Origin of the sequence: Isoptericola sp. NPDC058082, from assembly GCF_042885055.1 — a bacterium.
Taxonomy (GTDB): Bacteria; Actinomycetota; Actinomycetes; order Actinomycetales; family Cellulomonadaceae; genus Isoptericola.
The window spans coordinates 22277-37878 of record NZ_JBHVSQ010000005.1; the positions used below are offsets into that span (position 1 = coordinate 22277).

Sequence of the window (15602 nt, forward strand, 5' to 3'; positions counted from 1 at the left end):
GGCCGGAGCGCCCGAGGGCGGCGTCCGCCCCTCGGCCGGGCACGCGAGCCCGGGTCGGGCCGACCGCTGCCGACCGTGCCGGATCGACCGACCATCCACTTTGTGAAGGATTACACATGCAGCGAACGGCCTGATCGTGCGGCTTGTGACAGCCTTCACAAGGCCCTGGGGCTGCGTCGCGGAGGCATCGCGCCTACCGTCGAGGTATCAGCAGTTCGACATGTGGGCCGCCCGCGAGCGGCCCGTGAGAGGGAGAAGCAGATGAGCACCATGCAGGCCGCGGTCGTCCACTCGTTCACCGAGCCCCTGACCGTCGAGGACCGAGAGATCCCGACGCCCGGCCCGCACGAGGCCCTGGTCAAGGTCGACTACACCGGGGTGTGCCACACCGACCTGCATGCCGCGCACGGCGACTGGCCGGTCAAGCCGAGCCCGCCGTTCGTCCCCGGCCACGAGGGCGTCGGGCACGTCGTCGCCGTCGGCGACCAGGTGACCCGCGTCAAGGTCGGCGACACCGTCGGCAACGCCTGGCTGTGGAGCGCCTGCGGCGAGTGCGAGTACTGCGAGACCGGTTGGGAGACCCTCTGCCCGAACCAGAAGAACGGCGGCTACTCGGTCGACGGCTCCTTCGGCCAGTACATGCTCGTCGACTCCCGGTACGCCCCGATCGTCCCCGAGGGCGTCGACCTGTCGGCCGTGGGCCCGATCCTGTGCGCCGGCGTCACCGTCTACAAGGGCCTCAAGGTCACCGACACCAAGCCGGGCGAGTGGGTGCTGATCTCCGGCATCGGCGGCCTCGGCCACATCGCCGTGCAGTACGCGGTCGCGATGGGCCGCCGCGTCGCCGCGGTCGACGTCGACGACGCCAAGCTCGAGCTGGCGCGCAAGCACGGGGCCGAGGTGACCGTGAACGCGGCCACCTCCGCCGACGCCGCGGCCGAGCTGCAGGAGAAGACCGGCGGCGGCGTCCACGGCGCACTGGTGACCGCGGTCAACGCCCACGCGTTCCCGCAGGCCGTCGGCGCGCTGCGCCGCGGCGGCACGGTGTCCCTCGTGGGCCTGCCCCCGGAGAAGTTCCCGCTGGACATCTTCACCACGGTCCTGTTCGGGCTCACCGTGCGCGGCTCGATCGTCGGCACCCGCAAGGACATGGCGGAGGCCCTCGACTTCTTCGCCCGCGGCAAGGTCGACCCGACCTACACGGTGCGCCCCCTCGGCGACATCAATGCGGTCTTAGAGGAGGGGATGGGGGGAAGAATGACGGGCCGTGTCGTAGGGGAGGGGGGGAGCGGATGCCCCCCGCGCAGGGGGGGGGCCCGGTGGCGTGTTCCCCCGGGCCCCCGTCGTCCGTGCGCCCCGTCACGCGAGCACGACGTCGTCCCCCGAGACCTCGACCTGGATCGACGGGAGCGGCTCGGGCGCCGGCCCGCCGAGCACCGCGGCGTCCGTCAGCGCGTAGCGCGACTGGTGGCACGGGCACAGCAGCTCGCCCTCGCCGGGCGCGACCGTGCAGCCCGCGTGCGTGCAGATCGCGCTGAACGCGTGCACCTCGCCCTGGGTCGGCTGGGTCACGAGCACGTCCTGACCACCGACCTTCGCGGCGACGGCGCCGCCCACCGGCACGTCGGCGAGCGCGACGACGACCGTGCCCGCGCCCGCCGCGCTCGCGGAGGCCGCGGCCTCCTGCGGCGTCGGCTTCTGCTCGGCACAGGCCGCGAGCACCCCGGCGCCCGCGATCGCGCCCGCCGCCGCGCCCGTGCCGCGCAGCAGCTGTCGGCGGGTCGGGCCGCAGGAGCAGGCGGCCGCGTCGGGCACGGTCGGGCCGGCCTGAGGGCTGGCCTGAGGGCTGGCCTGAGGGCTGGTCGCTGGGCTGGTCGGCATGGCGCCTCCGGTGGGTCGGGCCCCGGCCCGCCGGACGCTTCCGCTGACGGCACCACCGAGGAGTGGGAGCATCATCATCATGGACTCGTCGCACGGCGCGGTGCCACCCCGGCCGCGGCCCACCCCCTCGGCCCGGCCGCCCGTCGCGCGCGGCTGGCGACTCGCGGCCGCGATCGCGGTCCTCGTCTCCGCCGTCGTCCACGTCGTGCTGTACGTCGACGGCTACGACACGATCGCCGTCGTCGGCCCCCTCTTCCTCCTCAACGCCGTGGCGGGCGTCGTGCTGGCCGGGCTGCTCGTGGCCTGGCGGCACTGGCTGCCGCTCGTCGGCGGCATCGGCTTCGGCGGCCTGACGCTGCTCGCGTTCGTCCTGTCGACGACGGTCGGCTTCTACGGCGTCAACGAGACGTTCGCGGGGGCCACCGAGATCGTCGCCGCCGCGGCCGAGGTGGTCGCGGTGGTGGCGTCGTCCGTGGCGCTCCTGCGGGAGTACGTGCGCTGACGGCCTGTGGAGGACGGGCCGGAGCCGTCGGCGGCGCCCCCTACGATCGAAGACGTGAGCCACCCCGACGACCCGTACGCCGACCTCGTGTTCGACCCGACGGACGAGGACGTCCCGCCGCCTGACGACCAGGCGCCCGAGAACGAGAACGAGCACGGCGCCCCGCCCGGGCCGCGGACCGCCCCGCCGCCCGTCCCGTCCCCCGAACCCGCGTCGGCACCCGACGCCGCCAAGCGCGCGAAGCTCGCGATGCTCCGCGGGCTGCTCGACAGCGCGGGCGAGGGCGGCGGCACGCTGCGCGAGCAGGCCGAGGAGTCGCTGCGCGCGCTGGTCGGCCGCGAGGACGCGACGCTGCGGGAGGACCAGTGGCGCGCGATCGAGGCGCTCGTCGCGTTCCGCCGCCGCGCGCTCGTCGTGCAGCGCACCGGGTGGGGCAAGTCCGCCGTGTACTTCGTCGCGACGTCCCTGCTGCGGTCCCGGGGCGCGGGTCCCACCGTCATCGTGTCCCCGCTCCTGGCGCTCATGCGCGACCAGATCGCGGCGGCGTCGCGCGCCGGGATCCGCGCCGTGACGATCAACTCCTCGAACGTCACCGAGTGGGACCAGGTGCACGCGGACATCGCGGCGGGCGAGGTCGACGTGCTCCTGTGCTCGCCCGAGCGGCTCAACAACCCGGCGTTCCGCGACGAGGTGCTCCCCCGCCTGGCGGCCGACGCCGGCCTCGTGGTGATCGACGAGGCGCACTGCATCTCCGACTGGGGCCACGACTTCCGGCCCGACTACCGCCGCATCCGCACGCTGCTCGCCGACCTGCCGCCCGGCATCCCCGTCCTCGCCACGACGGCCACGGCCAACGCCCGCGTCACCGCCGACGTCGCCGAGCAGCTCGGCGTGCACGGAACGGCCGCCGGCGGCGACCCCGTCCCCGACGAGGACGTGCTCGTGCTGCGGGGCGGGCTGGACCGCGAGTCGCTGCACCTCGCCGTGCTCGAGCTCCCCGACCAGCCCACGCGGGTGGCGTGGCTCGTGGAGGCGCTGCAGGACGTCGAGGGGTCGGGCATCGTCTACTGCCTCACCGTGTCCGCCGCCGAGCAGGTGGCCGAGCAGCTCCGGGGCGCGGGGCTGGCGGTCGCGGCCTACACCGGCCGGACCGACCCCACCCAGCGGGAGCAGCTGGAGGAGGACCTCAAGGAGAACCGGGTCAAGGCCCTGGTGGCGACGTCCGCGCTCGGCATGGGCTTCGACAAGCCCGACCTCGCGTTCGTCGTGCACCTCGGCGCCCCCTCCTCCCCCATCGCCTACTACCAGCAGGTGGGCCGCGCGGGCCGTGGCGTGGACGACGCCGTCGTCGTGCTCCTGCCCGGGCACGAGGACCGGGCGATCTGGGACTGGTTCGGGTCGCAGGCGTTCCCCGCCGAGCCGCAGGTCCGCGCCACGCTCGGCGCCCTCGGGGCGTCCGAGGGCGCGCAGTCGACCGCCGCACTCGAGACGCAGGTCGACCTCAAGCGGTCCCGGCTGGAGACGATGCTCAAGGTGCTCGACGTCGACGGCGCGGTGCGCCGCGTGCAGGGCGGCTGGGTCGCCACCGGCACCCCCTGGGCGTACGACGCCGAGCGCTACGCACGGGTGGAGGCCACCCGCCAGGCGGAGCAGCAGGCCATGGTCGACTACGTGGCCACCTCCGGGTGCCGGATGGCGTACCTGCGCGCCCAGCTCGACGACCCGGAGCTGCCCGACGGCTGGGCCTGCGGCCGCTGCGACCGGTGCGACGGTGTCACGCTGCCCGCCGTCCCCGACGCGGAGGCCGTGGCCGCCGCGCGCGCCGACATGGACCGGCCCGGCGTGGAGGTCGGACCGCGCGCGATGTGGCCGTCCGGGCTGGCCGCCCTCGGCCTCGACCTCAAGGGCAAGATCGCGCCCGGCGAGCGCGCCGAGCCGGGACGCGCGGTCGCCCGCCTCGACGGGCTGGGCTGGTCGGGCCCGCTGCGCGACCTGTTCGCGGCGGGTGCACCCGACGGCGAGGTGCCCGTGCCGCTGCGGCACGCCGCCGCGCGGGTCCTCGACGACTGGGACGCCATCCACCCCGGCCGCAGCGACGGCGGCGACGGGGCGGACGACGCGGGCGCGTCCCACGCGATCGAGGGCGTGGTCGCGGTGCGGTCGGCCACCCGTCCGCAGCTCACCTACCACCTGGCCTCGGGGCTGGCCGCCTACCTGGGCGTGCCGCTCATCGGCGCGGTCGGGCCGGCCGCCGGCTCCGAGCAGCCCGACCGGCACGACGTGAACTCGGCGATGCGCCTCGCGGGAGTGGCGCGGCGCCTGCGACCGGAGCTGGGCGACGCCGCCCTGCGCGGCCTGCCGGGCCGTACCGTGCTGCTGGTGGACGACTGGACCGAGTCCGGCTGGACGCTCACGGTGGCCGCCCGGCTGCTGCGCCAGGCCGGCGCCGCGGCGGTGCACCCGTTCGTGCTCGGCGTGCGCTGACGCGTCCGCGCGCGCCGCGGCGGGCGGGGCACCTGGTCAGCCGTCGAGCAGCCCCCGGACGTCGTCGGCCGCGAGCGCCCGGGCGAACGTGCCCGCCGCGTCGTCGAGCACGGCGTCGAACAGCGCGGCCTTGCGCCGCGCGAGCGCCATGACCTTCTCCTCGATCGTGTCCTGCGCGACCAGGCGCGTCACGACGACGTTGCGGGTCTGCCCGATGCGGTGGGTGCGGTCGACGGCCTGCGCCTCGGTGGCGGGGTTCCACCACGGGTCCAGCAGGTAGACGTAGTCGGCCTCGGTGAGGTTGAGCCCGACGCCGCCCGCCTTGAGCGAGACGAGGAACACCGGGGCGTCGCCCTCCTTGAAGGCCCGCACGACGTCCGCGCGCCGGCGGGTGGCGCCGTCGAGGTAGACGACGGGCAGCCCAGCGGCGGTGACGCGCTGCTCGACGCGCCGCAGGAACGACGTGAACTGCGAGAAGACGAGCGCCCGGTGGCCCTCCGCGGCGATCTCGGTCAGCTCGTCGGTCACCACGTCGAGCTTGGCGGAGCCCACGCCCGCGTACGCGTCGTCGAGGAGCGACGCGTCGAGCGCGAGGCGGCGCAGCGTCGTCAACGACCGGAAGATCGCCACGCGGTTCGCGTCGAAGTCCTCCAGCAGCCCGAGCAACCGCTGTCGCTCGCGCTGCAGGTGGGTGTCGTAGACCTTGCGGTGGTCGGGGGTGAGCGGCACGCGCAGCACGCGCTCGGTGCGCTCGGGCAGCTCGGGGGCGACCTGCTCCTTGGTGCGGCGCAGCACGAGCGGGCGGATGCGCCGCTTGAGGCGTGCGAGCGCGCGGTTGCCGGCCGCGACCACCTGGGGGTCGTCGTCGGCGGCCGCGGCGTCGACCAGCCGTGCAGTCTCCGCCTTGAAGCGGTGCATCGACGGGTACAGCCCCGGCGCGACGATCGCGAGGGCCGCCCACAGCTCCATGAGGTTGTTCTCGAGCGGCGTGCCCGTGACCGCCAGCTTGAACGGGGCGCGCAGCAGCCGGGCGGTCTCGTGCGCCCGCGTGCGCGGGTTCTTCGCCACCTGCGCCTCGTCGAGGATCAGCCCGCCCCACTCGAGGGCGTCGAACGCGTCGAACTCGAGACGGAAGACGGCGTACGACGTGACGACCACGTCGGCCCCGGCGGCGAGCTCGGCCAGGTCGGTGCCGAGCGTGCGCGAGGTGGCGGGCATCGCGACCACCCGCAGCCCGGGGGTGAAGCGCGCCGCCTCGTCCACCCAGTTCCCGACCACGGAGGCCGGGGCGACGACGACGAAGGGCGGGGCGTCCGCCGCCGTCGTCCGCGCGTGCGCCAGGAACGTGAGCGTCTCGACCGTCTTGCCGAGCCCCATGTCGTCGGCCAGGATCCCCCCGAGCCCGTGCTGCCACAGGAAGGTCAGCCATTCGAACGCCTGCCGCTGGTACGGCCGCAGCTCGGCGCGCACGCCGTCGGGCACGTCCAACGCCTCCGCGACACGCTCCCCCGCGGCGAGCGCGCGCAGGCCGGCCAGCGACCGCCGCCAGGCCTCCGCGGCCTCGACGACGTCCGCCACGTCCTCGAGCTCGCCCCACAGCTGCGCGTCGTAGCGGCTGACCCGCGCCTTGCCCGGCCGGTCGCTCAGCGCGGTGGCCTCCGTGATGAGGTCACGCAGGCGGCCCAGCACCGGCTGGTCGAGGCGCAGCCACGACCCGTCGACGAGGAGCAGCCGCTTGTCGCCGCGCGCGAGGGCGGTGAACAGGCGGGCGAAAGGGAGCGCCTTGCCGCCGACGGTCACCGAGACGCCGAGATCGAGCCAGTCGGAGTCCCCCGAGGGCGCCCCCGAGACGACCACGCGGGGCGCGGCGTCCAGGTGCAGGTAGTGCGGCACGTCGCCGGCCTCGACGCGCACGTCGCCCGTGGCGGCCAGCGCGGGGAGCACGCCGTGGGCGAGGTCGAGGGCGTCCAGGCCCTTGAGGTCCGTCCGGGCGGCGAGGTCGAAGCGCTCGAAGCCGGGCACGCCCCGGACGGTCGCCTGCGCCTTGGCCCGGATCTCGGCCTCGGCCTCCGGGTCCCGCACCGGGTCCGACGTCGCCCCGTCCAGCGCGACGCGACGCACCCTGCCCGCGCCCGGGGTCGTGTGCTCGAGCGTCGGGTACTCGAACGCCCACGTCAGGAGCGCGTGCTCCGGCGACGGGAAGGCGACCTCGGCGACGAGCACCGGGCGCGGCGGGTCGGGCAGCGCGACGGAGCCGTCGGTGACGACGCGCACGGCGCGACGGAGCGCGGGGAGGTGCTCGGCGTAGAGCTCCGCCACGTCGTCGCCCGGCACCTCCACCCGGCCCACGACGACGAGCTCCCGCGCGGCGTCGGACAGCCGCCGCGGCGTGGGCCCCAGCCGGAGCACGGTCCGCCGGCCGGAGGCCTCGACCGCGTACAGGCCGGTGTCCCCCACCGTGCCGAGCGGGGCACCCGGGGCCACGTCGACGCGGTCGAAGGCCACGACCGGGTCCAGGTGCACCCCGCCGTCCGCCGCGCCGACCGCGGTCCCCACCCTCAGGCGGAGCTCCGCCGCGTCCGCCAGGAGCACCTCGTCACGCGCACCGTGCGCGACGAGCGGGATCGCCAGGTCCGCGGCCTCGGCGAGCAGCGCCCACAGCCCGCGTCCGCCGGCGGCCAGGGGGCGCCAGGCGCGCCGGCCGCGGCCGAACCCGCCCCCGTCGCCGAGGGCGGACCCGAGGTCGGCGAACCAGCGCCGCACCTCGGGCGCGGGCGTGGCCCGCACGTCGGCGAACGCGTACAGGCCGGTGGCCAGCGCCTCCCAGCTCGCCTCGGGCGCGACCTTCCAGCCGGTGCGCCCCGGCACGACCGGCCGCACCGAGAGCTCCGGGGGCAGGCCGCCGAACTCCTCGTCGAGCCGGAACCGCAGCGCGACCGGCAGGGTGCCGCCGTCGCGGGTGCCGTGCGCGGCCGGCCGGCGGGACCCGGCGTCCGGGGCTCCGGTCACCGCGGCGAGGCGCCCCCTCCAGCCCACGGGTTCGTCGCCGTCCTCGTCACCGCTGACGGCGGCCACGGCGGTCCCGGCCGCCTCGGGCTGGGCACCGACGTGCAGCAGGACGGCTGCGACATGCTTGCAGTCCGCTCGCACCGGACAGCTGCAGGTCGACCCGTCGTAGGCGTACCGCCCGTCGGCCCCGACGGTGAACGTCACGCGACAGGCGTAGGGCTGCGCACCGCTGCCCGCGACGCGGGCCGTGAGCGCCCGCGCGTCGGGGTCCCAGTGCCAGGTGCGCACCATGCCCGCACGCTGGTAGCCCTGTGCGCGGCGGAACGCGGCGCTCCCGACGACGTCGCCCACCACGACCGGGTCGAGGCGGGGTGGCGGCGAGGGCATGCGCCCATGCTCGCACGGCCCTCCGACGCGGCCGACGCCGTGGGCCGTGCCGCTTGGCACACTATTCCGCGCGCCGGCGAGGACCGGTCGTGGGCGTGGTGCGGCTGCTCAGAGGAAGCGCCCGCGGACGGCCTCGCCGTGCGCGGGCAGGTCCTCGTCGTTCGCGACGGCGACGATGCGGTCGGCGAGCTCCTCGAGCGCGTCGCGGGTGTACTCCACCACCTGGACGGACTTGAGGTAGGCGTGGACGCCGAGGCCGCTGGAGAAGTGCGCGGAGCCGCCGGTGGGGAGCACGTGGTTGCTGCCCGCCATGTAGTCGCCGAGGGAGACGGGCGACCACGGACCGACGAAGATCGCCCCCGCCGATCGCACGCGCTCCGCGAGCGCCGCTGCCCCCTCGGTCTGGATCTCCAGGTGCTCCGCGCCGTAGGCGTCCACCACCGCGAGACCCTGCTCCAGGTCGTCGACGAGCACGACGGCGGACTGCGGTCCGCCGAGCGCCTGCAGGACGCGGGCCGAGTGCTTGGTGGAGCCCACCAGGTCGCTCAGCCGGGCCTCCACGGCGCCGGCCAGCTCCACGGACGGCGTGACCAGGACGGAGGCGGCCATCGGGTCGTGCTCGGCCTGGCTGATGAGGTCGAGGGCGACGTGCCCCGGGTCGGCCGTCTCGTCGGCGAGCACGGCGATCTCCGTGGGCCCGGCCTCGGCGTCGATGCCGACGACGCCGCGCACCAGGCGCTTGGCCGCCGTCACGTACACGTTGCCGGGGCCCGTCACGACGTCCACCGGGTCGCACAGCACGTCGCCGTCCTGCGGCTCGGTGCCGGCGGCGCCGTACGCGAACATCGCCACCGCCTGGGCCCCGCCGACCGCGTAGACCTCGTCGACGCCGAGCAGCGCGCACGCGGCGAGGATCGTCGGGTGCGGCAGCCCGCCGGCGTCCTTCTGCGGCGGCGACGCGACGGCGAGCCCGGGCACCCCGGCCTCCTGCGCGGCGACCACGTTCATGATCACGGACGACGGGTACACGGCGCGGCCACCGGGCACGTAAAGGCCCACGCGCTGCACGGGGACCCACCGCTGTCGCACCACCGCACCCGGCGCGAGCTGCGTGGCGTGCTCCGTCGGCACCTGCGCGGCGTGCACCGCCCGGACCCGCCGGATGGCCTCCTCGAGCCCCGCCCGCACCTGCGGGTCGAGCCCCGAGAGGGCGGCGGCCAGCGCCTCCACCGGGACGCGCAGATGCTCCGGACGCACGCCGTCGAGGCGCTCCGACAGGTCGCGGAGCGCGGCGGCACCGCGGGCCCGGACGTCGGCGATGATCGGGGTGACGGCCTGGACGGCCTCGTCCACCCCGATCTCGGGGCGCGGCAGCACCCCGAGCAGCTCGGTGCGGGTCAGGTCCTGCCCGCGGAGGTCGATGCGTCGGATCACCGGACCAGTCTAGGCCGGGCCCCGGTCCGGCCACCGGCCCCGCCCGCTCCTTAGGATCGGTGCGTGACCACGCCCCCCGCGCCCCGCGGCGACAGCCGCTCGCTGCGCGAGACCGCCTACGAGACCATCAAGGCACGCATCATCGGCCTCGACCTCCATCCGGGTCAGCGGCTGGTCGAGAGGGACATCGCCGCCGAGCTCGGCGTCTCGCGCGTCCCGCTCCGCGAGGCGCTCCAGCAGCTCGAGGGCGAGGGCCTGGTCATCCTGGTGCCCCGGCAGGGGGCGCTGGTCGCGCCCTTCACGCGCGAGGACGTCGAGCAGCTCTTCGAGGTCCGCGAGAGCGTCGAGGTGCTGGCGTTCCGGCTCGCGGCGCTGCGTCGCACGGCCGCCGACCTCGAGACGATGGCGGCCGCCGTGCAGGCCGCGCGCGAGGCCCTCGACGCCCACGACGACGCCGCGACGGCCGCGGCGAACGCCGGCTTCCACGCGGCGGTGGTGCAGGCGTGCGGCAACACGCTGCTGCGGTCGATGCTCGCGCCGCTGGACGCCCGGGTGCGCTGGCTCTTCCACCTCACGAAGCGTCGGGACACCCGCGAGCAGTGCGAGGAGCACGCGGCGATGCTCGCGGCGATCGAGGCCCGCGACGCGGAGACCGTCGGCGCGCTCGCCCAGCGGCACGTGGCCTCGGGACGCGGGCCGAGCCTCGCGCTCGCCGAGACCTGGGCCTCCTCCCCCGTCGACCCCGTCGAGGCGACCCGGTCGCGCAACCGGGGCCGGCGCGCCGGCTGACGGGCGCACGGTCACGCAGCATTTACGGCCGGTTGACCCCCTGGAAACACGACGTCCCGAGACTCCTCCATTAGTGGTATACCGCTAACTCACTGGAGGACGACATGCGCAGCCCCCGCCCCGGAACCCGCACCCACCGCACCGGACCGTCTCCCGCCGCACCGACCCGCCGGCGCCTGGCCACCGCGCTCGCCGCCGCGGGGACCCTCGCTCTCGCGGCCTGCGGCACCCCTGCCGCCTCCGGCACCGACCCGACGGCCGACGGGCCTCTGGCCGTGGGCGTGTTCCTCCCCGGCTCGACCTCGGACACGGGGTTCATGCAGTCGGCCTACCTCGGGTACCAGCGGGTCGAGGAGGAGCTCGGCGACGAGGTCGACATGTCGTTCGTCGAGGAGGTCGCCGCGGCCGACTACGAGCAGACGCTGGTGCGGCTCGCGGGCAGCTCCGACCTGGTGATCTCCGTGGGCGGGCAGACCGACGCCGACCTCCGCAAGGTGGCTCCGCAGTTCCCCGACGTCACGTTCGTCGAGATCGGCGGGCCGGCCGACGCCGAGCCGCTGGACAACCTCGCCTACTACGACCCGCAGCAGGCGGAGGCCGAGTACCTCTCGGGCGCCGTCGCGGCCCTGTCGTCGTCCACCGGGAAGATCGGCTTCATCGGCGGGGTCGAGCTGCCGGCCATCGTCAACGCCTCGGCCGCCTTCGCGAACGGCGCCGAGGCCGCCGTCCCGGGCACCACCGTGGTGACGCCGCAGTTCCTCGGCGACTTCAACGACCCGGCCAAGGCGAAGCAGGCCGCCGCGGCGAACTTCGGTGTCGGGGTCGACGTCGTCGGGCAGATCGTGAACCTCGGCAAGCAGGGCATCGAGCAGGCCGCGGCCGACGCGGACGCCGCGATGATCGGCGGGCCGATCCCCGGCGAGTGCACCGGACCGTACGCCGGGTACGTGCGCACGGACATCGGCACCGAGGTCGAGTACGCCGTGCAGGCGGTGCTGGACGGCACGTGGGAGGCGGCGCAGGTGCCCTTCGGCCTGACGTCCGAGCGTGGCGGTACCGAGTTCGTCCTGTGCGGCGACGACCCCGAGACCGCGGACGCGCTCGCGACCCTCACCGAGTCCGTCGCCAGCGGCGACGTCGCCCCGTACTGACCCGGCCCGCACCGACCCGGCCCCGTACCGACCCGGCTCCGTCCTGCCGGACCGACCACCGACCGAGGAGGTCCCGTGCCCCCACCGCGACCGGGCGACACGCCCGCGCTCGAGCTCCGCGGCGTCACCCGCCGCTTCGGCGCGCACACCGCGCTCGACGACGTCGACCTCACGGTCGCCGCCGGCGAGGTGCACTGCGTGCTCGGCGAGAACGGCGCCGGCAAGTCGACGTTGTGCCACCTCGTCTTCGGCACCCTGCCCCCCACCCGCGGCGAGCTGCTGCTGGACGGAGCGCCGTACGCCCCCGCGTCCCCCGCCGAGGCGATCCGCCTGGGCATCGGCATGGTCCACCAGCACTTCTCGCTGGTCCCCACGCTCACCGTGCGGGAGAACCTCCTGCTCGGGCGCGGGCGGCGGCTGCGCCCCGACCTCGCGGGGCTCACGACGCGGCTCGCGGAGATCGAGGACGACCTGGGCCTGCGCGTCGACCCGGCGGCCGTGACCGGGGAGCTCAGCATCGGCGCGCGCCAGCAGGTCGAGATCGTGCGCGCCCTGCTCGACCGGCCGCGCCTGCTGCTGCTCGACGAGCCCACGGGCGTCCTCGGCCCCGAGGACGTCGAGCGGCTGCTGGGGACCTGTCGCCGCGTCGCGGCCGCCGGGACGGCCGTCGTCCTCGTCACCCACAAGCTGGCGGAGGTGCGGCGCGTCGGCGACCGCGCCACGGTGCTGCGGGGCGGGCGCGTCGTCGGGGGCGGCCGGATCACCCGCCCCGGCGACGGCGGCCCCACGGCCGAGGACGGCGGCGGTCCCGACGCGCTCGGCACGGCGGACCTGGTCACCCTGATGATCGGTCGCGACGTCGGGGGGCTCGACCCGGTGCTCGCCGCGAGCGTCGACGTGGAGGGGAAGGCGGCGGCCCGCCGTCCGGCCCCGCCGCGACCCGACGCGTCCCTGCCCGTCGCGCTGGACGTCCGCGGCCTCGTCGTGGAGGGCGCGGACGGCGAGCGGCTGGTGGACGACGTCGACCTGGCCGTCCGACCCGGCGAGGTCGTCGGGATCGCGGGCGTGGAGGGCAACGGCCAGAGCGAGCTCGTCGCGGCGCTCTCCGGGGCGCGCGCCCCGGCGGCGGGACAGGTCCTGCTCGACGGGCACGACCTCACCCGCGCGACGCCGGGACGGCGCACCGCGCTCGGCCTCGGCGTCGTCCCCGAGGACCGCCACCACGAGGCCGTCGTCCCGGCGCTCAGCGTCACGACGAACCTCCTGCTCGGGCGTCTCGGCGCCTACCGGAGGTTCGGGCTCCTCGACCGGCGTGCGCTGCGCGCCGACGCGCGCGACCTCGCGGCCCGGTTCGACGTGCGGGCCGCCGACCTCGACGCACCCCTCTCCTCGCTCTCGGGCGGCAACCAGCAGAAGGCCGTGCTGGCCCGCGAGCTCAGCCTCGACCCGCTGCGCTGCGTCGTCGCCGCCCAGCCGACGCGCGGCCTCGACCTCGGCGCCGTCGACGACGTCGTCACCCGCCTGCGCGACGCCGCCGCGTCCGGCGTCGCCGTGCTGGTGGTCTCCAGCGAGCTCTCGGAGCTCCTCGCGACGTGCGACCGCGTGCACGTCGCCTACCGGGGCCGGCTGAGCGACGCCGTGCCCACCGACGCGCCGGACGCGCGCGACCAGGTCGCGCACCTCATGACGGGAGCAGCCGTATGACCCTCGCCGCACGCGCCCTCGCCGCCGCACGTTCCCCGCGGAGCACCGCGCCAGGCTCGCCGCCGGCGCCCCCGCCCACGCCGTCGAGCGGGACACCCACAGGAACACCGACCGGGACGCCGAAACAGCCCGGCCCCACGAGCTCCCCCGCCGACGGTGGTCGGGAGGCGCCGCCGCGCGGACCGACGGCCCGGCTCCGCGACCTGGCGCCCGTCCTCGTCCCGGCCGCGGCGGTCGCCGGCGCCCTGGCCGTGGCCGCCGCCCTTGCCGCGCTCGCCGGAGCGCCGCCCGCCGAGGCGGCGGCGGCCCTCTGGGACGGCATGGTCGGCACCCCGTACGCGATCGGCTCGGCCGTCAACACGGCGGCGGTCCTGCTCCTGGTGGCCGCCGGGTTCCTGCTCGCGCACCGCGCGGGCCTGGTCAACGTCGGCGGGGAGGGCCAGATCTGCGTGGGGGCGGTCGCCGGGACCGCGGTCGGCACCGCCCTGCCCCCGAGCGCGCCCCCGGCCGTCGCGCTGCCCCTCGTCCTGCTCGCCGCCGCCGCGGGCGGCGCGGGATGGGCCGCGATCGCGGCCTGGCTCGCCGTCCGGCGCGGAGTGAGCGAGGTCATCACCACGCTGCTGCTCAACTTCGTCGGCGCCGCGGTCCTCGTCCTCGCCGTGCACGAGGAGGCACTCCTGCGCCAGCCCGTCACCAGCTCCGAGACGCTCCCGCAGTCCGCCCCCCTCGTGGAGGCGGCCCACCTGCCGCTGCTCGGGGTCCCGGGCTCGCCGGCGACCGTCGCCGCGGTGCTCGCCCTCGTCGCCGCGGGCGTCGTGGCGCTCGTCCTGCACCGCACCGGCACCGGCGTCCGGCTCGCCGCCGTCGGCCTGTCCCGGCCCGCGGCGCACCGCCTCGGCCTCGGCGTGGACCGGCTCCGGTTCTCCGCGCTGACCGCCGCCGGGGCGGCCGCGGGCGTCGCGGGCGGCGTCCTCGTCGTGTCCGCGCCGTACGTGCTCGACGACGGCATCTCGTCGGGATACGGGTTCTCCGGCCTCGTCGTCGGCCTGCTGGCGCGCGGGTCGTGCGCCGTCGCCGTGGTCGTCGCGGCCGCGCTCGGCTTCCTGGTGTCGGGCGGGATCAACCTGCAGCTCGCCGCCGGCGTCCCCGCGTCGCTGACGCAGGTCGCGGAGAGCCTCGTCATCCTCGGCGTCGCCGGGACCGCGGTCTGGGCCGTGCGCCCGGCCCGGCACCGGCGCGCGCACCGCACCGTCCCGACGACCCCCCGACCGGAGGCGACCCCGTGATCGACACCCTCACCGACCTGCTCGCCGCAGGCGTCGCCCTGGCCGTCCCCGTCCTGGTCGCCGCGAGCGGCGAGCTCGTGGGCGAGCGCTCGGGAGTCCTGACCATGAGCGTCGAGGGCATGATGCTCACCGGCGCGTTCGCGTCCGTCGTCGGGGCCACGGCCTCCGGGTCGGCCCTCGTCGGCGTCGCCTGCGGCGCCGCCGCGGGGCTCCTGGCCGGGCTCCTGCAGGCGCTGCTCAGCGTCGTCCTGCGCGCCGACCAGATCGTCACCGGCATCGCCGCGAACGCGCTCGCGCTCGCCGGCACCACCTTCGGCGCCCGCCTGCTCCTCGAGCGCGGCACCGTCGTCCCGGGCTTCGACCGGGTCGCGGTGCCTTGGCTGTCCGACCTCCCCGTCCTCGGCCCCGCGCTGTTCCAGCAGACCGGCCTCGCGTACGTCCTGCTGGCCGTGGTCGTGGGGCTCGGCCTCCTCACGTCACGCCGCACGGCGTGGGGCATCGCCCTGAGCGCCGTCGGCGAGGACGCCGCGAGCGCCGACCGTGCGGGCGTGCCCGTGCTGCGCGTCCGGTTCCTGGCGGTGCTCGTGGTCGGGGTGCTGTCCGGCCTCGCGGGCACCCAGCTCGCCCTCGCGGAGGTGCACACCTTCACGGACAACATGACGGCGGGCGTCGGCTATCTCGCGGTCGTGGCCGTGATCGCCGGGAGCTGGCGCCCGGTCGGCGTCGCCGTGGCGGCGCTGGTCTTCGGCCTGGCGCAGGCGCTGCAGTTCACGCTGCCCGCACTGGGGGTGGACGTGCCGTTCGCGCTGCTCGTCATGCTGCCGTACGTCCTCGCGCTGCTGGCCGTCGCCGGGCTCGTCACCCACAGCCGCCCGCCGTCGGGGCTCACCACGCCCTTCGCCCGGCTCGGACGCACCGCATGAGCACCGCCGCGGTCCGTCCCACCGCCTGTCCCACCGACGATCCCACCGACCG

Annotated in this window: 10 protein-coding genes and 1 pseudogene; 8 read left to right on the forward strand and 3 right to left on the reverse strand. The window is 76.2% G+C overall.

The window, feature by feature from the left end; all coding sequences use genetic code 11:
• Positions 1-261: 261 nt before the first annotated feature.
• Positions 262-1275 (forward strand): annotated as a pseudogene (gene adhP, locus ACFVS0_RS08840) (alcohol dehydrogenase AdhP); the annotation flags it as partial.
• Positions 1276-1359: 84 nt separating this feature from the next.
• On the opposite strand, the gene ACFVS0_RS08845 reads toward adhP, so the two are convergent.
• Complete coding sequence (locus ACFVS0_RS08845; RefSeq protein ID WP_430587749.1) at positions 1360-1881, reverse strand: Rieske (2Fe-2S) protein; 522 nt, start codon at positions 1879-1881, stop codon at positions 1360-1362.
• Between the two features lie 79 nt (positions 1882-1960).
• Here ACFVS0_RS08845 and ACFVS0_RS08850 point away from each other — a divergent pair, with 79 nt between their 5' ends.
• Together ACFVS0_RS08850 and ACFVS0_RS08855 are read left to right on the forward strand one after the other, a co-directional pair.
• Positions 1961-2383, forward strand: coding sequence for a hypothetical protein (locus tag ACFVS0_RS08850; protein ID WP_430563395.1), 423 nt, complete (start codon positions 1961-1963; stop codon positions 2381-2383).
• A 249-nt stretch (positions 2384-2632) separates the two neighbouring features.
• Positions 2633-4867 (forward strand): RecQ family ATP-dependent DNA helicase, encoded by a 2235-nt coding sequence (locus ACFVS0_RS08855; RefSeq protein ID WP_430552304.1) that lies wholly within the window; start codon positions 2633-2635, stop codon positions 4865-4867.
• Positions 4868-4903: 36 nt separating this feature from the next.
• Here the strand turns inward: ACFVS0_RS08855 and ACFVS0_RS08860 are convergent, their stop codons facing one another.
• Together ACFVS0_RS08860 and hisD are read right to left on the reverse strand one after the other, a co-directional pair.
• Positions 4904-8263 carry an SNF2-related protein gene (locus ACFVS0_RS08860; protein WP_430587750.1) on the reverse strand — a complete coding sequence of 1120 codons (3360 nt, stop codon included), beginning with the start codon at positions 8261-8263 and terminating at the stop codon, positions 4904-4906.
• A gap of 108 nt (positions 8264-8371) precedes the next feature.
• Positions 8372-9697, reverse strand: a complete 1326-nt coding sequence (gene hisD, locus ACFVS0_RS08865; protein WP_430552257.1) for a histidinol dehydrogenase — start codon at positions 9695-9697, stop codon at positions 8372-8374.
• 63 nt (positions 9698-9760) lie between these two features.
• On the opposite strand from hisD, the gene ACFVS0_RS08870 reads away from it, so the two are divergent.
• The 5 genes from ACFVS0_RS08870 (at position 9761) to ACFVS0_RS08890 (ending at position 15550) form a co-directional block, all read left to right on the forward strand.
• Positions 9761-10486, forward strand: a complete 726-nt coding sequence (locus tag ACFVS0_RS08870; protein ID WP_430552258.1) for a GntR family transcriptional regulator — start codon at positions 9761-9763, stop codon at positions 10484-10486.
• A 104-nt stretch (positions 10487-10590) separates the two neighbouring features.
• A complete protein-coding gene (locus tag ACFVS0_RS08875) occupies positions 10591-11637 on the forward strand; it encodes a BMP family ABC transporter substrate-binding protein (RefSeq protein ID WP_430563399.1) in 1047 nt (348 codons plus the stop codon).
• A gap of 75 nt (positions 11638-11712) precedes the next feature.
• Positions 11713-13341 (forward strand): ABC transporter ATP-binding protein, encoded by a 1629-nt coding sequence (locus ACFVS0_RS08880; RefSeq protein WP_430587751.1) that lies wholly within the window; start codon positions 11713-11715, stop codon positions 13339-13341.
• The gene (locus ACFVS0_RS08885; RefSeq protein ID WP_430587752.1) at positions 13338-14627 is read left to right on the forward strand and encodes a hypothetical protein; all 1290 of its coding nucleotides are present in this window, start codon (positions 13338-13340) and stop codon (positions 14625-14627) included. The genes ACFVS0_RS08880 and ACFVS0_RS08885 overlap by 4 nt, the downstream gene beginning before the upstream one ends.
• A complete protein-coding gene (locus ACFVS0_RS08890) occupies positions 14624-15550 on the forward strand; it encodes an ABC transporter permease (protein WP_430552262.1) in 927 nt (308 codons plus the stop codon). The genes ACFVS0_RS08885 and ACFVS0_RS08890 overlap by 4 nt, the downstream gene beginning before the upstream one ends.
• Positions 15551-15602: the final 52 nt, after the last annotated feature.